Raw genomic sequence first — 19,051 nt, forward strand, 5'->3', positions numbered from 1 at the left:
AGGTACGTTGAAGTGTTGAAGATTGGGTAAAGGCTCAGCGCAGCCGCTGGCTGATGACCTTGGAGACGCCGTCGCCCTGCATCGAGACGCCGTACAGCGCGTCGGCGACCTCCATCGTCCGCTTCTGGTGCGTGATCACGATCAGCTGAGAGCTCTCCTGGAGCTCCTCCATGATCCGGATCAGCCGCTGCAGATTGGTGTCGTCGAGCGCCGCCTCGACCTCGTCCATCACATAGAACGGACTCGGCCTGGCCTTGAAGATCGAGACCAGCAACGCCACCGCCGTGAGCGAGCGTTCCCCGCCGGACAGCAGGGAGAGCCGCTTGACCTTCTTGCCGGGCGGCCGGGCCTCGACGTCCACACCGGTCGCGAGCATGTTGTCCGGGTCGGTCAGGATGAGCCGCCCCTCGCCGCCCGGGAAGAGCCGCGAGAAGACGCCCTCGAACTCACGGGCCGTATCCCGGTACGCCTCGGTGAACACCTGCTCGACCCGCTCGTCGACCTCCTTGATGACCTGTATCAGATCGGCCCGGGTCTTCTTCAGGTCTTCGAGCTGCTCGGAGAGGAACTTGTGCCGCTCCTCCAACGCCGAGAACTCCTCAAGGGCAAGCGGATTCACCTTCCCGAGTTGCTGATACGCCCGTTCGGCCGACTTCAGCCGCTTCTCCTGCTCGGCCCTGACGAACGGCTTCGGCTGGTTGCGCGGGTGCTCCGGGTCCTCCGGCAGCTCCTCGCCCTCGGCGGCCGGTGACGGCGGTACGAGCTGGTCGGGGCCGTACTCGGCGGCCAGCCCGGCCGGCTCGACGCCCAGCTCCTCCAGCGCCTTCGCCTCCAGCTGCTCTATCCGCAGCCGCTTCTCGGCACCGAGCACCTCGCCGCGGTGGACGGAGTCGGTGAGCTTGTCCAGCTCGCTCTTGAGCTCGCGGCCCCGGTTGCGCTCGGCCGCCAGTTCCCGCTCCCGCTCCGCCTTCGCCGCCTCGGCCGCGACCCGCTCCTGCTCGGCCCGTACGACGGACACCTCGACATGGGCCAGCAGCTGACGGGCGCCGGACGCGACGGCGGAGGCCACCGCCGCCTCGTGCCGCAGTCGGGCGCGGCGCTGCTCGGCGCGGGCACGGGCCTCGCGTTCGGCGCGGGCGCCCCGGTCGAGGGAGTCCGCGCGGCCCGCGAGCCCCTTGACCCTCTCCTCATGGGTACGCACCTGGAGGCGGGCCTCCATCTCGGTCTGGCGGGCGTTGGCACCGTCGGCGGCGAGCCGGTCGCGTACGGAGGTGTCCGGCTCCTCCTCGACCGGCATCTCCTCGGCGACGAGCAGCCGCTCGGCCAGTTCCTCGACCTCCTCCGTCGCCCGCTCCAGCGCCTCCTGGGCACGGGCGGCGGACGCGGTCATCCGCTCGGCCTCGCCGGCGGCGCCACGGGCCTGCCCCGCGAGCCGCCCGAGCTGCTGGGCCACCCCGGACTTCTCCCGCTCGGCGGCCCGACGCCGCTCCCCCAACTCCTCGACCAGCCCGGCGCTCGCGCTGCGCCGCTCCCCCGCGAGCCGCTGACCCTCGGTCAACTCCGCGCACCGCACAGCCAGTTCCTCCAACTGGGCGGCGGCCTCGTCGACCGATGCCTGCACTTCGAGGAGGCTCGGCGCCCCGGCGGAACCGCCGTGCGCGAAGTGGGCCGAGAGGATGTCCCCCTCGGCGGTCGCGGCCGTCAATTGCGGGTGTACGGCAACGAGATCCTCGGCATCCTCCAGGGTGCCGACGACCACCATGTCCCGCACCAGCCTCCGTACGGCGCCCACCAGTTCGACGGGCCCGCGGACGAGGTCGGCCACTGCGGTCGGACCTCCGGCGGGCGCTCCGGCCGCATCGACCCCATAGACACCAGAGGCACCATCGACCCCACCGGCACCACCCTGATCAGGCACCGCATCCCGCACCCCGCCCATCAGCAGCGCCGCCCGCCCCGCGTCCTGCTTGCGAAGCAGCCGGATCGCGTCCGCTGCCGTGGCCGGGTCCGTCACGGCGACCGCGTCCGCCGCCGCGCCCAGTGCCGCCGCCACCGCCACCTCGTGCCCCGGCGCCACCGTCAGGAGTTCGGCGGCCGGACCGAGCAGGCCCGTCAGGCGGTCCCGCGCGCCGAGCAGCACACCGGTGCCGTCCTTGCGGCGCAGACCGAGGGCAAGTGCCTCATGGCGGGCCGCGACCGCCGCCCGCTTCCGTTCGGCGGCGGTGGCGGCCTCCCGGGCCGCGGAGAGCGCCGCCTCCGCCTCCGCGAGTTCCCGCTTGGCGGCCTCGTGCCGCTCACCCAGCTCCGCGTCGCCCGCGTCCAGGCCCTCGACCTCGGCCTTGAGCTGTTCGTACTCCTCCTGCGCTGCGACCGCCCGCTCCTGCGCCTCGTCGCGCGAGACGGCGAGCCGGTCGATCTCCGCCTGCGCCGAACCGGCCCGGCTGCGGGCCGCGTTGACCTGTCCGTTCAGCCGGGCGAGCCCCTCTCGACGGTCCGCGATGGCGCGGGCGGCATCCTTGAGCCTGCCCTCCTCGGCCGCCAACTCCCTTTCCAGTTCGGCCCGGTGGGCGGCGGTGTCCTCCAGTGCGTGTTCCGCCGCCTCCAGCGCGGCCTCCAGCTCCGCCTCCTGCTCACGGATCCGGGCGGCCTCGCGCTCCATGCTTTCAGGGTCCCTGAATCCCGTGCCGCGCCGCTCCTCCTCGGGGGCGGCGCCGGCGCTCTTCACCCGGGCATCGGCCAGCGAGATCGTGCCGCGCACCCGCTCGGCCAGCTGCGACAGCTCGTACCAGGTCTGCTGGGCCCGCTGGAGCCGCGGCGCCAGCCGCCGTACCTCGTCCTCCAGCTCCGCCTCGCGCGCCAGGGCGGACTTGAGCTCCGCCTCCGCGGCCTCCCTGCGCTGCTTGAGCGCCGCTTCGTCGGCGATCTCGCTGCGCAGCGCGGTGTGCAGCCGCACCAGGTCGTCGGCGAGCAGTCGCAGCCTGGCGTCGCGCAGGTCGGCCTGGATGACGGCGGCCCGGCGCGCCACGGCCGCCTGCCGGCCCAGAGGTTTCAGCTGCCGTCGCAGCTCGTCGGTCAGGTCCTGGACGCGGGCCAGATTGGCCCCCATCGCGTCCAGTTTCCGCAGCGCCTTCTCTTTCCGCTTGCGGTGCTTGAGCACGCCCGCGGCTTCCTCGATGAATGCGCGCCGCCCCATCGGATCGGCATGGAGTACGGAGTCCAGCCGGCCCTGGCCGACGATGACATGCATCTCGCGGCCGATACCGGAGTCCGAGAGAAGTTCCTGGATGTCCAGGAGCCGGCAGGTGTCGCCATTGATCTGGTATTCGCTGCCGCCATTGCGGAACATGATCCGAGTGATCGTCACTTCGGCGTACTCGATGGGCAGTGCGCCGTCGGAATTGTCGATGGTCAGCGATACTTCCGCCCGCCCGAGCGGCGGCCGCCCGGTGGTGCCGGCGAAGATCACGTCTTCCATCTTGCCGCCGCGCAGGGATTTGGCACCCTGCTCCCCCATGACCCAGGAGAGCGCATCCACCACATTGGACTTGCCCGACCCATTGGGACCGACGACGCACGTGATACCGGGTTCGAACCGCAGCGTCGTGGCGGAGGCGAACGATTTGAAACCACGCAGGGTCAGGGCCTTGAGGTGCACGCCGCCGGACTCTACCTTTCACTCTCGGTTTCGCTGATGAAGGTGCAGGGCACATCAGACCGTAAGGGAAGGGGTGTAGATCCGGGGCGGGTCCCGCACAGGTCCGAGCGGAAAAGAAAGAAGGGACGCCGAAGCGCCCCTTGTAATTCTTGTGCGGTGTTGCGTGTGCGGTGTTGCTGGTGCAGCGCATGACGGATCAAGGACATGTCACGGTGGTGACAGATCAAGAGCAGTGATCTTCAATGATCCGGCGACGATCCGGGTGATGATCTCGGACGGCTGACGCGGGCAGCCCGACCGGCCCTGGGGGCCATCGGTCAGGTCAGTGCCGGCTCCGCCTGAGGTACGTCGATGTCGATGCTGTCGAGCAGCGACTCTTGGTGCTGGGCGGCGGCATTGAGTGCGTCGTTCTCGTCCTGAATCCGTACGAGCTCGGATTCGAGGTCCTGGACGCGCTGCTGGAGCCGTCGCATCTCGGCGAGGAGTCGCGGGTCGGAACCGCCGACGTAACCGAGAAGCGCCTTTGCCATGATGGATGGTCCTCCACACTGAGTGACCGACCGATGCGGTGTGGGTCGTGAGGGAATCGCACCCGCGGTGCTCGGCAGTGCTCTGTATTCACTGCTGTTCTGCTGCCAAACAGCTCTGCCAAACAGCTAAGGTGCGCGGGGATTTCAGCGTCTCACCAAAAAGTTTGACGGTCAACACGATCACGCCCTGTAGAGACGGGCGGCCTGGGGCGCGCGGCTTGACGATCATGCGGCGCGACTCTCCTGCGGGACCCTCGGGGGCGTGGAGATCATCCTTACTGCCGCAGCCTGGCACGCCAACCGAATCTTTGCAACCACCCGGTCATTCCGCAGGTCATTTCATGTGTACGCAGATGAGCGCCCACTCCGTCACCCCGCGCCGCCCGTCGAACACGGTCCGAACACAGCCTCCCGGGACGGCCCCGGATCGAGCCCGGATCAGCGGATCGCGAAGCCCTCGTATCCGCCGCGCGGGGTGTCCCAGATCTCAGTGACTCCGTCAACGCGCCCGGGTGTGTCGTCCGAGCGCAGCCATTCCAGCAGACGGTGGCAATTCTCACGTTGACCCTCGGCGACGACCTGCACCCTGCCGTCGTCGAGATTCAGGGCGAATCCGGTGAGACCACCGATCTCCAGAGCGTTTGCCCTGGTGAACCAGCGGAACCCTACTTGCTGTACTCGGCCGCGTACCCAGGCGGTGAGTCGTACCTCTTCGTTCATGCCCGAACGCTAACCGGCCAATTGATCTCGGAACACTTTCTGCCGATAGGGCATGGGCTACAGTCCGGTCGCAATAGCTTCACCCCATCGGGTGAATCATGTTGACGCCGAGAACGGCGTCCAGACCCCCAGAAGGGCTCAGCAGATGGGACGCCATCGACGCTCCGCCGCAGCTCCTGCCGCTGAGTACCACGCGGCGGGGGACGCGGGGCGGCACCGGGGCGCGCGCCGCAGGAAGCGGTCCGGGATACCTGTTCGTACGGGACTGATCGGCGCGTCCGCGGCCCTGGCCGTGGGGGCCGTGGCGGTCGCCTCCGGTCTGCTGCCCGGCGGCGACACCTACACGGTCGGCGGCGGCACGGCTGCCGACCAGGTGCGTACCAAGGGAGCCCCGGACCTGCTGACCCAGGGCGCCTCCACCACCGCCCCTGCCGACCGCGCCACCGCGTCCGCCGCGGCCGGCCGCGGCGTCGGGCACGCCGACGGCCCGACGAAGGCGGAGTCCCCCACCGGGTCCCCGTCGTCCGCCTCCCCGTCGAAAACGTCCGGACCGACCGGGCGGGCGAAGCCGTCCGAATCTCCGACGTCGTCCGAGTCCGCTGCGACGGAAGCCGGGAAGAGCACCGCCCCGGCCGCGGTCGAGAAGTCGTCGGCCGCGCCGACGGCCGCGGCCTCCACTCCGGCCGCCCGCAGGTCCGTGGAGCCGACGTCGGCCGCCGCCGGCTCCGCGCAGGCCGCTGTGCTCACCCTGGTCAACCAGGAGCGCGCGAAGGTCGGCTGCAGCCCCGTGACGACCAGCGCCCCGCTGGCCGCGCTGGCCCAGGACTTCAGCGACGACATGGCTGCCCGCGGCTTCTTCGACCACACCGACCCCGATGGCCGGACACCCTGGGACCGCGCCTCGAAGGCCGGTGTGCAGGGGCTCGGCGGCGAGAACATCGCCCGCGGCCAGGCCGACGCGCAGGCCGTGATGGACTCCTGGATGAGCAGCGCCGGCCATCGGGCCAACATTCTCAACTGCGATTACAAGACGCTCGGCGTCGGCGTGCACTTCGGTGCGGGCGGCCCCTGGTGGACCCAGGACTTCGGTTTCTGAGCACTCCCGGGGGCAGCTCACCAGGAGAAAGCGCACCCCAGCGGTAAGCGCTGTGCGGCGTACGCTGGTCGGCATGGACGAGAACACCCGTCTGGACGCGCTCGCTTTTGATGTGTTCTCCAGACAGTGCCCCTCGCGCGGCACCCTGGAGCATGTCACCGGACGCTGGGGCAGTCTGACGCTGGGAGCGCTGTACGAGGGCAGCTTCCGCTTCAACGAACTCCGTCGCCGGGTCGACGGGGTGAGCGAGAAGATGCTCTCGCAGACGCTCCACGCCCTGGAGCGGGACGGTCTGGTCCACCGCAAGGCCCAGCCGACCAATCCGCCGCGCGTCGACTACGAGCTGACGACTCTGGGCCGGCAGGTCGCCGAGCGGCTGCTCGGACTGATCGAGCTCGTCGAGGGCCGGATGCCCGAGGTCCTCCAGGCCCGTGACCGTTACGACGAGGCCCACCCGAGTCCGGAGACCGGCGCTCAGGAAGCCGTGCGCGGCGGTCGCTGACAGCGCGGGCAGAAGTAGCTGGAGCGGTTCATCCACGGGCGGCGGCGCATCGGCGTACCGCAGCGGTGGCAGGGCTCGTCCTCTCGCCCGTACGCGTCGAGCGAGCGGTCGAAGTAGCCGGACTCACCGTTCACATTGACGTAGAGACTGTCGAAGCTGGTGCCGCCCTGGTCGAGCGCCGCGTTCATCACGTCGCGGACATGGCCCAGCAGTTCGGCCGACTTGGGGCGGGTGAGGGTCGCGGTCGGCCGGTCGTAGTGCAACTTGGTGCGCCAGAGCGCCTCGTCCGCGTAGATATTGCCGACTCCGCTGATCAGCGACTGGTCGAGCAGGGCGCGTTTGATCGTCGTACGGCGCAGTCGCAGGGCCGTGTGGAACGCCGCGTCGTCGAAGGCCGGGTCCAGGGGGTCGCGGGCGATGTGCGCAATGGTGTCGGGCAGCCCGTCCGTGCTGTCGGCGGCGCATTCGTGGAGCGAGAGCCCCCCGAAGGTCCGCTGGTCGACGAAGCGCAGTTCGGTGCCGAGCGAGTCGTCGAAGCGGATCCTGATGCGCAGATGCTTCTCGTCGGGGGTGTCCTGCGGCTGTACGAGCAGCTGGCCGCTCATGCCGAGGTGGCCCAGGAGTGAGCTGGACGCATCGTTCAGCGGCATCCAGAGGTACTTGCCGCGGCGCATGGCCGTTCCGAAGCGGGCGCCGCCGAGCCGGGCCGCGAAGTCCACACCGCCCGCGAGATGGCGGCGGACCGCACGCGGGTGCAGCACCTCGACGTCGCCGACCGTGCGGCCGGTGACCCAGCGCTCAAGACCGCGTCGTACGACTTCGACCTCGGGCAGCTCGGGCACGGTGTCGCTCCTGGAGCAGTGAACTGGAGAGATGAAAAGAATATCCGGGCAGGAAAAACCCCTCGGTGCGCTGCGCACCGAGGGGTTCTCGGGTCAGGCCGGAGCGGCGTCCGTGGACGGCGACGGGTCGGCAGGGGTGTCGGCGGCCCCTCCGTCGGCAGCGGCCTTCGCCGCCGCCTCCCGCGCTTCCGCGGCGGCGCTGATCTCGCGCCAGGCGGACTCCGCCGCCTGCTGCTCCGCTTCCTTCTTGCTACGGCCGGTGCCGGTGCCGTACGAGACACCACCGACGCGAGCAGCAGCAGTAAAGGTCTTCTCGTGGTCCGGGCCGGTCTCCGTGACGAGGTACTCGGGAACGCCGAGGCTCTCGCTCGCGGTGAGTTCCTGGAGGCTGGTCTTCCAGTCCAGGCCGGCGCCGAGGTTCGAGGACCTGTCGATCAGCGGGTCGAAGAGCCGGTGGACCAGCTCCGAGGCCGCGCCGAGACCCTGGTCGAGGTAGACCGCGCCGATCACCGCTTCAAGGGTGTCGGCGAGGATGGACGCCTTGTCCCTGCCGCCCGTGCCCTCTTCACCGCGGCCGAGCCGGATGAAGGAGCCGAGTTCGAGGCCGCGGCCCACCTCCGCAAGTGCACGCGAGTTGACCACCGCGGCCCGCAACTTGGCCAGCTGGCCTTCGGGCAGGTCGGGGTGGGTGCGGTACAGCGTGTCCGTGACCACCAGGCCGAGCACCGAATCCCCGAGGAATTCGAGCCGCTCGTTGGTGGGCAGGCCGCCGTTCTCGTATGCGTACGAACGATGGGTCAGCGCACGCACCAGAAGGGCGGACTCGAGGTGATACCCGAGCCGCCCTTCCAGAAGCGTGTGGGACGAGGCTGTGTTGACGTTGTCTGCCTGCTTCTTGGCGTTGGACAACTCAGACATCGGGCCTCTCACCAGCCGCTCAGACCTCGAGGACCTGGCGCTTGTTGTACGTGCCGCAGCTGGGGCACGCGATGTGCTGCAGCTTCGGCTCCTGGCAACGCTCACACGAAACCAGGGTGGGGACCGCAGCCTTCCACTGCGACCGGCGGTGGCGCGTGTTGCTGCGCGACATCTTCCGCTTCGGAACAGCCACGGCTACTTCTCCTGCTTCTCGTCGACGCCCGCTTCGGCGCCGCCCATGTTGTCCTTCTCGCCGTCCTGAACGGTGTCGGCGAGTCCTTGCAATGCCGCCCAACGGATGTCGACGGCATCGTGGTGGTGACCGGGGTTCTCGTCCAGCCTGATTCCGCATTCGGAACACAGACCGGCACAGGACTCCCGGCACACCGGCTGCATCGGCAGTGCGAGCACCACCGCATCGCGCAGCACTGGTTCGAGGTCGAACAGGCCGTCCTCGATGAAGAGCCTGTCCTCGTCGTCCTCGGCGTCGTCGGCCGGTTCCGCCTTGCTGCTGCGGCCCCGGTCATCGGCGTCAGGGTACGAGAACATCTCCTGGAAGTCCGCCACAACCTCTTGGCGCAGCGGCTCCAGACACCTTACGCACTCCCCCTCGGCCGACGCACGGGCGGTGCCTGTGACAAGCACCCCTTCCATGACCGATTCGAGACGGAGGTCCAACTCCACGGGTGCGCCTTCCGGCACACCGATGACCCCCTCGATGCCGAGGGCCGGTGAACCGGGTGCGTCCACCGAGCGGGTCAGCCGCTGGAGGGCACCGGGACGCCGACCCAGCTCGTGCGTGTCGAACACGAGGGGGTTTCGGTGGTCGAGGTGGCCGTTCAGGGCTTTTCCTGCTTTCGAAATCATGTGCATCGCGCATCGTAGGGAGGGCCGACCGGATTCGGATTCGAAACGGGCAGCCGGGATCGCGGACATACGCGCGACCGAACAGCCAGGATACTGGACGCACCGCCCAGCTCCCAATCCGGTCCGCCCCGCCTCCGTACCGCCCGGTCAGCGCTCCTGTTCGTACCGGCGGAGCTGGTCCAGATCGATCATGCTGGTGTCGAACAGGCTGGTCTCGTCGAGGGCGCTCTCGCCCTGCGGCTGGAGCGCCTGCTGGGGCTGCATCGGCTGCTGCTGCCAGCCGTCGTACCCCTGGACCGGGGTCTGGGCCTGGCTCTGGTCGTAGCCCTGCTGCTGATAGGCGGCGTACGGGTCCGGCTGCTGCTGATATCCGTAGACGTCCTGCTGCGGCTGCTCCTGGTACGCGTACGTCTCCGCGTAGCTCGGCTGGGCCTGGGCGGGGAAGTGCGGCTGGACCTGCTGGTGCACCGGCTGCGGCTGCGGGGTGGCGAGCTCGGCGAGGCCGGCCCAGTGGTCCTCGTCGCTCATGTGCCCCTGATTGCCCGCCGCGTCCTGGGCGGCCACGTGCGCGCCGAGTTCGTCGGTGGCGACCCGGCCGTGCAGCTTCTGCCGGCCGCGGCCGACCGCCTCCAGGGTCTTGGCGAGCACGGCCTCGAAGGCGCCGAGCTTCGTGTCGACGTATTCGTCCGCACGGCGCTGGAGCGTGGCCGGATCGGTGCTGCGCTCGGGGGCCTCGGCGAAGTCCGGGTCCTCGTATCCATGCTCGTCGAAGGCCTGGCCACGGCCGAGGAGCTTCTCGCGGCCCCGGTCGACGGAGCCGATGGTCTTGGTGAGGACGACCTCGAAGTTGGCGAGCTTGCTGTCGACGTACTCGTCGGCCTCGGCACGGACCTCCTCGGCCTCCCGGCGGGCCTCGCCGAGGATGCGGTCGGCCTCGCTGCGGGACTGCCTGGCGACCTCGGTCCCGGAGATCAGCGAGGTGCGTTCGGCATGCGCGGTCTCGATGATCCGCTCGGCCTCCTGACGGGCCTGCTCGGCCATCTGCTCCCGGCCGCCGATGAGCTCCTGGGCGTGGGCGAGTGAGCCGGGCAGGGCCTCGCGCACCTCTTCGAGCATCGCGAGCAGCTCGGCGCGGTTGACCACGCACGAAGCCGACATGGGCATGGACCGGGCGCTCCCGACCGCCTCGACGATCTCGTCGAGCTTCTTCTGCACGTCCACCGTGTGCTCGCCACTCTCTACAGCCGATTTGGAGACGGACGGGACGACTGTACGGCCAGTCGGCGCCCGCCCGACACCTGGTGACGGTTCGTCAGTTCTTCAGCGCTGAGCGAGGCGTTCGGTGAGGGCTTCGTGGACCACCGGGGGCAGCAGGTGGGAGACGTCGCCGCCCCAGGTCGCGACCTCCTTGACCAGGGAGGACGACAGGAAGCTGTAGGTGGGATTGGTCGGCACGAAGAGCGTTTCGACGCCGGAGAGGCCGTTGTTCATCTGGGCCATCTGCAGCTCGTAGTCGAAGTCGCTGACGGCCCGCAGGCCCTTCACGATCGCCGGGATGTCGCGCTGCTTGCAGAAGTCGACCAGGAGGCCATGGAAGGACTCGACCTCGACGTTGCCGAAGTCGGCGGTGACCTGGCGGATCAGGTCGATCCGCTCGTCGACCGTGAACAGGCCCTTCTTGGACTGGTTGATCATCACCGCGACATGTACGACGTCGTACAGCTTCGAGGCACGGCCAATGATGTCGAGGTGTCCATTGGTGATGGGGTCGAATGACCCCGGGCAGACGGCGCGGCGCAACTTGGTTCCCTCGCTCTCCGGTCCGGTCATCGTGCGTCTTCGCACGTAGAGGCGGCGCGACCGTACCAAAGCGTTCCCTCGCCGTAGCGACGGGCCCGCAGTGGCTCAAATCCCTTGGGCCAGTTGAATTCTCCGCCTCTGGTGCTGCGTTCCACGGTGACGAGGGCGTCGGCTGTGAGCCACCCCTGGGCACGGAGTGTGAGCAGTATCTCGCCAAGATCGTCGTCGGTCACGGCGTACGGCGGGTCCAGGAACACCACGTCGTACGGCTCCGCGGGCGCCGGTCCCGTCACGATCTGTTCGGCTTTGCCGGTACGGACTTCGGCGCCGGGCAGGCCGAGTGTGCGGACGTTGTCCCGGACGGTGCGGACGGCCTTGGAGTCGGCTTCGACGAGCAGGGCGTGGACCGCGCCGCGGGAGAGTGCCTCCAGGCCGACAGCGCCGGAGCCCGCATACAGATCCGCGATACGGGTGCCGCGGAGGCTGCCCAGGAGGGCTTCCCAGGTGGAGAAGAGGCCCTCGCGTGCACGGTCGGAGGTGGGGCGGGTGCCGGTGCCGGGCGGAACGGCCAGGCGGCGTCCGCCGGCCGAGCCGGCGATCACGCGGGTCATGGGTGTCAGGTCCTCGGTTCGTGGGTGGCCCACAGGATGCTGCGGCGCCGTGCCACCCACGATATGGCGTCGTGGCGGATGGGGCCCGCGCACCCGTCACCCCTTGTCGAGGTACTGTTCGCGCTCCTTGTCGAGCAGCGCGTCCAGCGCGATCCGCAGCTCGGGCAGGTGTTCCAACTCCGGGTCGGCGGCGACGATCGTGGCGGCCTCCTCGCGGGCGGCGGCGATGACCTCCTCGTCGTCGATGACGGTGAGCATCCGCAGCGAGGAACGGACCCCGGACTGGGCCTGGCCGAGGACGTCGCCCTCGCGGCGCTGTTCGAGGTCGATCCGGGACAGCTCGAAGCCGTCGAGGGTGGCGGCGACGGCGGAGAGCCGGGCGCGGGCGGGGCTGGCCTCATGGGCCTCGCTGACCAGCAGACAGAGTCCGGCGGCGGAGCCGCGGCCGACCCGGCCACGGAGCTGGTGGAGCTGGGAGACGCCGAACCGGTCGGCGTCCATGATCACCATCGCGGTGGCGTTGGGGACGTTGACCCCGACCTCGATGACGGTCGTCGCGACCAGGACGTCGACCTGGCCCGCGGCGAAGCGCCGCATCACGTCGTCCTTGTCGTCGGGGTTCATCCTGCCGTGCAGCACCTCGATGCGCAGACCGGCGAGGGCACCCTTGGCGAGCTGTTCCGCGATCTCCAGGACCGCGAGCGGCGGGCGCTTCTCCCCGTCCTCCTCGGCCGCCTTCTCCGCGGCCTTCTTCCTGTTCTTCTTCTCGGCCTCGTCGTCGGCGTCGTCACCGATCCGGGGGCAGACGACGTATGCCTGATGCCCGTTCCCGACCTCCTCGCGGACCCGCTCCCAGGCGCGGCTGAGGAAGTGCGGCTTGTCCTTGGCGGGCACGACATGGCTGGCGATCGGCGATCGGCCCGCCGGCAGCTGGTCCAGGACGGACGTCTCCAGGTCACCGAAGACCGTCATCGCGACCGTACGGGGAATGGGGGTGGCGGTCATCACCAGCAGGTGCGGCGGCTGCTTCCCCTTGGACCGCAGCGCGTCGCGCTGTTCCACTCCGAAGCGGTGCTGCTCGTCGACGACGACCAGCCCCAGGTCGTGGAACTGCACCTTGTCCTCGATCAGCGCATGCGTGCCGATCACGATCCCCGCCTCGCCGGTGACCAGGTCCAGCAGCGCCTGACGGCGGGCCGCCATCCCCATGGAGCCGGTCAGGAGCACCACCTTCGTACCGAGGTCGGAGCCGCCCAGCATGCCGCCTTCGGCGAGCTCGCCCATCATTTCGGTGATGGAGCGGTGGTGCTGCTGGGCGAGCACCTCGGTGGGGGCGAGCATCGCGGCCTGCCCGCCCGCGTCGACGACGGCGAGCATGGCGCGCAGCGCGACCATGGTCTTCCCGGACCCGACCTCGCCCTGGAGGAGCCGGTGCATCGGGTGCTCGGTCGCCAGGTCGTCGAAGATTTCCTTGGAGACCTTCTGCTGTCCCTCGGTGAGGGTGAAGGGCAGCTTGGCGTCGAAGGCGTCGAGCAGTCCGCCGGGCCTGGGCCTGCGGGCCACTGCCGGGAGCTGGGTGTCGGCGTATCTGCGGCGGGCCAGCGCGACCTGGAGGACGAAGGCCTCGTCCCACTTCAGCCGGTCCCTGGCCTGTGCGATGTCCGCCTTGGTCTGCGGGCGGTGGACCTTCAGCAGCGCTTCCGGGAGCGGGGTGAACCCGCGGCCCTCGCGCAGACTCGGCGGCAGCGGGTCGACGGCCTCCCGCGCGCTGGGCAGCACGGTGTCGACGGCCTTGGCGATCCGCCACGAGTCCAGCTGCTTGCAGGCCGGGTAGATCGGCAGCAGCCGCCCGGCGAACGCGTCCACCGCTTCCGTGGCCTCGTCCCCGTCGATGGACTCGGCGTCCAGCAGCTGGTACGTGGGGTGGGCCAGCTGCATCTTCCGGTTGAAGACGGAGACCTTGCCCGCGAACATCGCCCGCCGGCCCGGCAACAGCTCCTTGTGCGGCTTGTGGACGCCATGGCCGAAGAAGACCAGCTGGAGGCGGCCGTTGCCGTCGGTGAGGGTCACTTCGAGGCGCTTGCCGCGGCCGTTGTTGAACATCATGACGCGTGCGTCGGCGACCTGGGCGACCACCGTCACATGCTCGTCCAGCGGAAGGTCGGTCAGCGCCGTGAGCCGACCGCGCTCCTCGTACCGCCGCGGGTAGTGGTGCAGCAGATCACCGACCGTATGCAGGTCGAGGTGTTCGGCCATCACCTTCGCGGTGGCTCCGCCGAGCAGCTTCTTGAGGGGTTCATCGAACGCAGACACGCGATCCATTGCACACCACACCACTGACAGATGTCCGCCGGGCACCACGCGGAACACCGGAATCCGCTGGTCGGAATTGTCGCCACGCCCCCGGGATCGGCTCCCCTGCCTCCGGCTCGCGATCACCTCACGCGGGATCGCCCGACCCGGCTTCGCGGAGGCCGGGCCCGACTTCCCCGGCCTGCGCACGGCCGCCGGCCTGATGACCGCCTGGCTGGAGGCGGGCCTGAACAGCCCGGACGCGGCCCGGGCACGGGCCCGCGGTGTCCTCGATGTGTACGGGGACGAGGAACCGGGCGAGACGGGCCGGGCGGAGGCGGAGGCGGAGGCGGAGGCGGAGGCGGAGGCGGAGGCGCTGCCGAAGTACCTGGCCGAGAATCCGGGCCCGCCCGGCGCTTGAGGACACCCGCGCCGACCGCCCTACTCCACCCCGATCAGCAGCGGAACACACTGAAGGCCTCCCCGGTACACCATCGTGTCGACCGCCAGATAGCCCTCGCGTACGTGCTCCTCCAGCTCGTCGGCCAGGCTGTCGGGAACGTCCTCGCCGAGGACCAGGGTGACCAGTTCGCCGCCCGCCGCCAGCATGCGGTCCAGCACGTTCCGGGCCGTTTCCGGTACGTCCTCGCCGATGACCGCGACATCGCCGTCGATCAGGCCCAGGATGTCGCCGGCCTGGCAGATACCCGCCATGGTCCAGGACTGCCGCTCGGCGACGGCCAGTTCGGCGTAGCGGGTGGCACCGGCCGCGGCGGTCATCGCCACCACGTCCTCGTCGAAGCTGCGGTCGGGTTCGTGGACGGCGAGGGCGGCGATGCCCTGGACGGCGGCCCGGGTCGGGATCAGGGCGACCCGGACACCCTCCGCGCGGGCCTGTTCGGCGGCGGCAGCGGCGGTGTGGCGCAGCTCCGCGTCGTTGGGCAGCAGAACCACCTCGCGGGCATGCGCCCGGCGGATCGCGTCGACCAGTTCGCCACTGGCGGGCGGCTCCCCGGGGCGTGCCAGGACCGTCGTCGCCCCGGCCTCCTTGCACAGGCCGCGGAGCCCGTCGCCGGGGACCACCACGACGACCGCGCGCTGCACGGGTTCGATGTGGGGGTGCACCCGGTCCGCGCCGAAGTGGGTGATCCGGATGCGGTACGGCCGCCCCGCCTCGACACCGGCCTCCACCGCCGCACCCGCGTCGTCGACATGCACATGGACGTTCCACAGCCCGTCGCCGCCCACCACCACGAGCGAGTCGCCGAGGCCGTCGAGCCGGGTCCGCAGCCGGTCCACGGCCTCGTCCGTGGCCTCCAGCAGGTAGATGACCTCGAAGGCCGGTCCGCCCTCCGCGCAGTCCTGCGACACAGGGACCACGGTCGCGGGCACGGCCACGTACGTGCGCTCGGGAGCCTGCCCGGAGACCGCTTCGACGAGCGCCCCGAGCACCGTCACCAGGCCCCGTCCGCCTGCGTCCACGACGCCCGCCCGTCCGAGGACGGCGAGCTGTCCGGGGGTCGCTTCCAGGGCCGTCCGCGCTCCCTCGTACGCCGCCCGTGCGACCGCCGCGGTCCCGGCGTCGTCCGCCGTGCGCCCGGCGGCCTCGGCGGCTGCGGTGGCCACGGTCAGCACGGTGCCCTCGACGGGGTGGGCGACGGCCTGCCGGGCGGCTGCGGCGGCCCTGGTGAGCGCCCGGCGCAGATGGTCCGCGTCGTGCCCGTCGGCCAGCACCCCTGCCATCCCGCGCAACAGCTGGGCCAGGATCGTGCCGGAGTTTCCGCGCGCACCGATCAGTGCTCCGTGCGCCATGGCCCCTACCGCGTCGGCGGCGACGGGCACGGTCGTACCGGTCTCATGGGCGGCGAAGACCGCTTCGACGGCCTGGGTCGCGGACTCCACGGTGAGATAGAGGTTCGTACCGGTGTCCCCGTCGGCGACGGGGTAGACGTTGATCGCGTCGATCGCCTCGCGTTCCCGGCCCAGTGCCTCCAGGGCCAGTGAGCACCAGGTACGCACCGCGACGGCGTCCATGTCGTCGGCGGTCTGCAGCACCTGTCGGTCCTCCTCGAAATCGGCCGTGCGTGGCCGGCTGCACCGCAGAGTAGCCCCGTGCGCCGGGTCCGACGGGGACAGGGGCGGGACAGGGGGCGGCGGAACCCATGGTAGTTTCGTTCTACCGACGCAGCCGTTGTATGCTGCTTCGGTTGCCCGATGAGAGTCGGGCCATTCCTCCGGCGCCGCCACTTCAGTCAAATGATTCCGGCGCGCCGGAATTCACTGTAAGTGCATCTGAAGTCTTTGGAGTGACCCGTGGCTGCCAACTGCGACGTCTGCGGCAAGGGGCCGGGCTTCGGCAACAACATTTCGCACTCGCACCGCCGTACGTCCCGTCGCTGGAATCCCAACATCCAGCGCGTGCGTGCCGTGGTCGGTCGGACGCCGAAGCGGCTCAACGTCTGCACCTCGTGCATCAAGGCCGGCAAGGTCGCGCGCTGACGTTCCCGTCGTAGCGCAGCCTTCCGGTTGCCCAAAAAGCCGGTCCACCTCGGTGGACCGGCTTTTTGCTGCGCTCTTGGGGCCCTCACACGGTGCGCGTCCGCCGGCCGTGGTCGACGGGGCCGATTCCGGCGCCCATCGGGAAGCCCGCTTCGATCGCCCCGGTGACCTGCGCCTTCGCGCCTCGTACCGCCGTGGGTACGTGCTGGCCCAGGGCCAGTGACCAGGCGATCGCCGAGGCGAGCTGCAACCGGTGCCGTGGGTGTGGCGGTTGTCGTGCCGCGGTGCGCGCAGCCAGTGCTCCTCGGCGCCGTCCGTCAGCAGATCGACGGGCTCGCCGGGCAGATGCCCGCCCTTGATGAAGACCCGGCGCGGCCCGAAGCCCGGTACCGCAGTGGTGGTCTGCCGCATTCCGGTCGTCCACCACGCTGCGGTACCGGGCGCGTACGGCATCGACGGGCAACTCAGGCGCCCTGCGCCCTCAGCGAGTTCTGGGCCGTGACGGCGGTCAGCACGCTCATTCCGTGCACACCGAGCGCCGGCATCGTCTTCGGATCGGCCCGAATGCCCGCACCGCCGCCGGAATCGGAACCGGCGGCGGTGCACACGCGGGCGGGTACGGCAGCAGATATGGGCACACGCCGAAATCTACGGGGCGTCCTCGATGCCCCCGAAATGGTCCCAGCCGCCCTTGCTGGTCCAAGGCGCCCCGTCGACCGTCACCTGTGGCAGCGCCGAGGGGTTGAGGACTTCGCCGATCACCTTCCAGCGGGCGGGCAGCTTCACGTCCGGCGGGAAAGTGGCGACGATCGCGTGGTCCTCTCCCCCGGTCAGCACCCACTGCAGCGGGTCCACGCCGACGGCCTGACCGATGTCGGACATCTGCGAGGGGATGTCGATGAGTCCGGAGCGCAGATCGATCCGGACCTTGCTGGCCTCGGCGATGTGCCCGAGGTCGGCGACGAGTCCGTCGCTCACGTCCGTCATCGCGGTGGCGCCTAGCCCGGCGGCCGCGGGGCCCGCGTGGTACGGCGGTTCGGGGCGCCGGTGGGCCTCGACGAAGGCGCGGGGCGAGCGGAAGCCGCGGGAGAGCACGGCGTATCCGGCAGCGGACCAGCCGAGCCAGCCGGTGACGGCGATGACGTCGCCGGGCTGGGCGCCGGACCGGGTGACCGGTTCATGGTTGCGCAGATCACCGAGTGCGGTGATCGAGACGGTGATCGTCTCGCCGCGCACCACATCGCCGCCGACCACGGCCGCGCCGGCGACCTGGCACTCGTCACGGATGCCGTCCATCAGCTCGCCGGCCCAGGTGACCGGGAGTTCGGCAGGGACGACCAGGCCGAGCAGCAGCGCGGTGGGCACGGCGCCCATGGCGGCGATGTCGGCGAGATTCTGGGCGGCGGCCTTGCGGCCGACGTCGTACGCCGTCGACCAGTCGCGACGGAAGTGCCGTCCCTCCAACAGGATGTCCGTACTGGCCACGACCCTGCGGTCGGGAGCGGACACGACCGCGGCGTCGTCGCCGGGGCCGAGCCGTACCGCCGGAGTGGTGGTGAGCCGGGAAGTGAGCTCCCTGATGAGCCCGAACTCCCCCAACTCGCCCACGGTTCCCTTCACCGAGTCTCACCTCTCATCTATCGCCCCGGACGATCGTCCGGGCTGCTTCAGCGGCCAGGGGTCCGGATCGTGGACCGGCCGCCGCCGCAGGGAGCAGTCTGCACCGGTTCTCATCGGCATGTCTGTCCCCCTCCCGCAACGCTCTTCCGCACCGCTGCACATGCGGTCGCGGGCCGTCACTGCTGTCGGTACTGTCAAGAGATACGTCAACTTGTGTCTTGCGTGCGCCACGCTGTGGACGTCAACCGCCCCGTAGGTCTCCCCGCGGCCCGCGGCGACGCGATACCGTGGCGTCCCTTTCCCCCACATGATCCTCGTGGCCGCCCTGGAGGTTCCGTGGTACAGGCGTACATCCTTATTCAGACCGAGGTGGGCAAGGCGTCGACCGTCGCCGAGACCATCGCCAAAGTTCCGGGAGTGATCCAGGCAGAGGACGTCACCGGCCCCTATGACGTGATCGTGCGCGCCCAGGCCGACACGGTCGATGAACTCGGCCGCATGGTGGTCGCCAAGGTCCAGCAAGTGGAAGGCATCACCAGAACCCTGACCTGCCCGGTGGTTCATCTGTAGCCCCCGTCTACGCTGGGCCGGTGACATCATTGCGCCGCCGGTTCCGCCACCCCGTGTTTCTCGGTCCGTCCGTTGCCGCGCTGCTGCTGGCCGCGGCGGGCTGCTCCTCAACGGACGCCGCGGCGTCGATCACGGTTCCCACGCCGTCGCCGGAAGCCGCAGCCTACTGCCGTGCACTGCACAAGGAGCTGCCGAAGACCGTTGCCGGACTCGACCGCGGTGACACCGGGACGAAGTCCGAACTGACCGCCGAGTGGGGGGACGGAGCGATCGTACTGCGCTGCGGCGTCCCCCGGCCCGCGAAGATGGACGACCCCATGGCGAAGGGGGTCGAGGCGGACGGCGTCAACTGGCTGCTGGAGCAGTCGGCGGACGCCGGTCCGCGTTTTACGACGACCTACCGCAAGGCGTACGTCGAGGTGAGTCTCTCGACGGCGTACGCCCATGATGCGAGCCCGTTGGCCGCGTTCGCCCCGGCCATTCGCAAGACGGTTCCCAGCAGCCTGTAGGGCGTGCGCTCCCGTTGCGG

At 70.1% G+C, this 19,051-nt stretch carries 20 protein-coding genes and 1 pseudogene; 6 read left to right on the forward strand and 15 right to left on the reverse strand.

Annotated elements, in window-relative coordinates; genetic code table 11:
* Window positions 1–34 precede the first annotated feature (34 nt).
* From smc to NRF20_RS13615, 4 genes are all read right to left on the reverse strand, one after another.
* On the reverse strand, window positions 35–3,655 hold the full coding sequence (smc, locus tag NRF20_RS13600; RefSeq protein ID WP_413752633.1) for a chromosome segregation protein SMC: 3,621 nt from the start codon (window positions 3,653–3,655) through the stop codon (window positions 35–37).
* A 317-nt stretch (window positions 3,656–3,972) separates the two neighbouring features.
* On the reverse strand, window positions 3,973–4,185 hold the full coding sequence (locus NRF20_RS13605) for a hypothetical protein (RefSeq protein ID WP_018551753.1): 213 nt from the start codon (window positions 4,183–4,185) through the stop codon (window positions 3,973–3,975).
* Between the two features lie 88 nt (window positions 4,186–4,273).
* The gene (locus NRF20_RS13610; RefSeq protein ID WP_229846040.1) at window positions 4,274–4,414 is read right to left on the reverse strand and encodes a hypothetical protein; all 141 of its coding nucleotides are present in this window, start codon (window positions 4,412–4,414) and stop codon (window positions 4,274–4,276) included.
* A 209-nt stretch (window positions 4,415–4,623) separates the two neighbouring features.
* Window positions 4,624–4,905 carry an acylphosphatase gene (locus NRF20_RS13615; protein WP_398630300.1) on the reverse strand — a complete coding sequence of 94 codons (282 nt, stop codon included), beginning with the start codon at window positions 4,903–4,905 and terminating at the stop codon, window positions 4,624–4,626.
* 145 nt (window positions 4,906–5,050) lie between these two features.
* Between NRF20_RS13615 and NRF20_RS13620 the strand changes: the two genes are divergently transcribed.
* Window positions 5,051–6,001 carry a CAP domain-containing protein gene (locus NRF20_RS13620; protein WP_413752635.1) on the forward strand — a complete coding sequence of 317 codons (951 nt, stop codon included), beginning with the start codon at window positions 5,051–5,053 and terminating at the stop codon, window positions 5,999–6,001.
* Window positions 6,002–6,074: 73 nt separating this feature from the next.
* Entirely contained in the window at window positions 6,075–6,503 is a 429-nt protein-coding gene (locus NRF20_RS13625) for a winged helix-turn-helix transcriptional regulator (RefSeq protein ID WP_398630302.1), read from the forward strand.
* Here NRF20_RS13625 and mutM read toward each other — a convergent pair.
* The 8 genes from mutM to recG form a co-directional block, all read right to left on the reverse strand.
* A complete protein-coding gene (gene mutM / locus NRF20_RS13630) occupies window positions 6,476–7,345 on the reverse strand; it encodes a bifunctional DNA-formamidopyrimidine glycosylase/DNA-(apurinic or apyrimidinic site) lyase (RefSeq protein WP_413752636.1) in 870 nt (289 codons plus the stop codon). The genes NRF20_RS13625 and mutM overlap by 28 nt on opposite strands.
* Window positions 7,346–7,438: 93 nt before the next feature.
* On the reverse strand, window positions 7,439–8,263 hold the full coding sequence (gene rnc, locus NRF20_RS13635) for a ribonuclease III (protein ID WP_398630304.1): 825 nt from the start codon (window positions 8,261–8,263) through the stop codon (window positions 7,439–7,441).
* 19 nt (window positions 8,264–8,282) lie between these two features.
* A complete protein-coding gene (rpmF, locus tag NRF20_RS13640) occupies window positions 8,283–8,456 on the reverse strand; it encodes a 50S ribosomal protein L32 (protein WP_003965982.1) in 174 nt (57 codons plus the stop codon).
* A gap of 2 nt (window positions 8,457–8,458) precedes the next feature.
* Window positions 8,459–9,130: a YceD family protein gene (locus NRF20_RS13645; RefSeq protein WP_398630305.1), complete on the reverse strand. Its 672-nt coding sequence runs from the start codon at window positions 9,128–9,130 to the stop codon at window positions 8,459–8,461.
* A gap of 147 nt (window positions 9,131–9,277) precedes the next feature.
* Window positions 9,278–10,351: a cell division initiation protein gene (locus NRF20_RS13650; protein WP_266357564.1), complete on the reverse strand. Its 1,074-nt coding sequence runs from the start codon at window positions 10,349–10,351 to the stop codon at window positions 9,278–9,280.
* 99 nt (window positions 10,352–10,450) lie between these two features.
* A complete protein-coding gene (gene coaD / locus NRF20_RS13655; RefSeq protein ID WP_189279123.1) occupies window positions 10,451–10,930 on the reverse strand; it encodes a pantetheine-phosphate adenylyltransferase in 480 nt (159 codons plus the stop codon).
* A gap of 26 nt (window positions 10,931–10,956) precedes the next feature.
* Window positions 10,957–11,541 (reverse strand): 16S rRNA (guanine(966)-N(2))-methyltransferase RsmD, encoded by a 585-nt coding sequence (gene rsmD / locus NRF20_RS13660; RefSeq protein ID WP_413752637.1) that lies wholly within the window; start codon window positions 11,539–11,541, stop codon window positions 10,957–10,959.
* A gap of 96 nt (window positions 11,542–11,637) precedes the next feature.
* On the reverse strand, window positions 11,638–13,863 hold the full coding sequence (gene recG / locus NRF20_RS13665) for an ATP-dependent DNA helicase RecG (protein ID WP_413752638.1): 2,226 nt from the start codon (window positions 13,861–13,863) through the stop codon (window positions 11,638–11,640).
* Between the two features lie 67 nt (window positions 13,864–13,930).
* Between recG and NRF20_RS13670 the strand changes: the two genes are divergently transcribed.
* Window positions 13,931–14,254: a hypothetical protein gene (locus NRF20_RS13670; protein ID WP_413752639.1), complete on the forward strand. Its 324-nt coding sequence runs from the start codon at window positions 13,931–13,933 to the stop codon at window positions 14,252–14,254.
* Window positions 14,255–14,274: 20 nt separating this feature from the next.
* Here the strand turns inward: NRF20_RS13670 and NRF20_RS13675 are convergent, their stop codons facing one another.
* Window positions 14,275–15,888 carry a DAK2 domain-containing protein gene (locus NRF20_RS13675; protein WP_398630309.1) on the reverse strand — a complete coding sequence of 538 codons (1,614 nt, stop codon included), beginning with the start codon at window positions 15,886–15,888 and terminating at the stop codon, window positions 14,275–14,277.
* 258 nt (window positions 15,889–16,146) lie between these two features.
* On the opposite strand from NRF20_RS13675, the gene rpmB reads away from it, so the two are divergent.
* Window positions 16,147–16,332, forward strand: coding sequence for a 50S ribosomal protein L28 (gene rpmB / locus NRF20_RS13680; protein WP_030928661.1), 186 nt, complete (start codon window positions 16,147–16,149; stop codon window positions 16,330–16,332).
* A gap of 85 nt (window positions 16,333–16,417) precedes the next feature.
* Here rpmB and NRF20_RS13685 read toward each other — a convergent pair.
* Together NRF20_RS13685 and NRF20_RS13690 are read right to left on the reverse strand one after the other, a co-directional pair.
* Window positions 16,418–16,970: pseudogene (locus NRF20_RS13685) on the reverse strand (bifunctional hydroxymethylpyrimidine kinase/phosphomethylpyrimidine kinase).
* 10 nt (window positions 16,971–16,980) lie between these two features.
* Complete coding sequence (locus NRF20_RS13690; RefSeq protein WP_266357571.1) at window positions 16,981–17,952, reverse strand: thiamine-phosphate kinase; 972 nt, start codon at window positions 17,950–17,952, stop codon at window positions 16,981–16,983.
* A 336-nt stretch (window positions 17,953–18,288) separates the two neighbouring features.
* Between NRF20_RS13690 and NRF20_RS13695 the strand changes: the two genes are divergently transcribed.
* Both NRF20_RS13695 and NRF20_RS13700 read left to right on the forward strand, forming a co-directional pair.
* A complete protein-coding gene (locus NRF20_RS13695; protein WP_093899132.1) occupies window positions 18,289–18,522 on the forward strand; it encodes an Lrp/AsnC family transcriptional regulator in 234 nt (77 codons plus the stop codon).
* Window positions 18,523–18,542: 20 nt separating this feature from the next.
* The gene (locus NRF20_RS13700; protein ID WP_398630310.1) at window positions 18,543–19,031 is read left to right on the forward strand and encodes a DUF3515 domain-containing protein; all 489 of its coding nucleotides are present in this window, start codon (window positions 18,543–18,545) and stop codon (window positions 19,029–19,031) included.
* Window positions 19,032–19,051 lie beyond the last annotated feature (20 nt).

Origin of the sequence: Streptomyces sp. R-74717, assembly GCF_047305335.1 — a bacterium.
Taxonomy (GTDB): domain Bacteria; phylum Actinomycetota; class Actinomycetes; order Streptomycetales; family Streptomycetaceae; genus Streptomyces; species Streptomyces atratus.

What these genes read in the sequence shown, in the direction of transcription:
- NRF20_RS13605 (WP_018551753.1), bottom strand. Translation starts at nt 4,185, where the DNA reads ATGGCAAAGGCGCTTCTCGGTTACGTCGGCGGTTCCGACCCGCGACTC.
- NRF20_RS13610 (WP_229846040.1), bottom strand. Translation starts at nt 4,414, where the DNA reads ATGATCGTCAAGCCGCGCGCCCCAGGCCGCCCGTCTCTACAGGGCGTG.
- NRF20_RS13615 (WP_398630300.1), bottom strand. Translation starts at nt 4,905, where the DNA reads ATGAACGAAGAGGTACGACTCACCGCCTGGGTACGCGGCCGAGTACAG.
- NRF20_RS13620 (WP_413752635.1), top strand. Translation starts at nt 5,051, where the DNA reads ATGGGACGCCATCGACGCTCCGCCGCAGCTCCTGCCGCTGAGTACCAC.
- NRF20_RS13625 (WP_398630302.1), top strand. Translation starts at nt 6,075, where the DNA reads ATGGACGAGAACACCCGTCTGGACGCGCTCGCTTTTGATGTGTTCTCC.
- rnc (WP_398630304.1), bottom strand. Translation starts at nt 8,263, where the DNA reads ATGTCTGAGTTGTCCAACGCCAAGAAGCAGGCAGACAACGTCAACACA.
- NRF20_RS13645 (WP_398630305.1), bottom strand. Translation starts at nt 9,130, where the DNA reads ATGATTTCGAAAGCAGGAAAAGCCCTGAACGGCCACCTCGACCACCGA.
- rsmD (WP_413752637.1), bottom strand. Translation starts at nt 11,541, where the DNA reads ATGACCCGCGTGATCGCCGGCTCGGCCGGCGGACGCCGCCTGGCCGTT.
- recG (WP_413752638.1), bottom strand. Translation starts at nt 13,863, where the DNA reads ATGGATCGCGTGTCTGCGTTCGATGAACCCCTCAAGAAGCTGCTCGGC.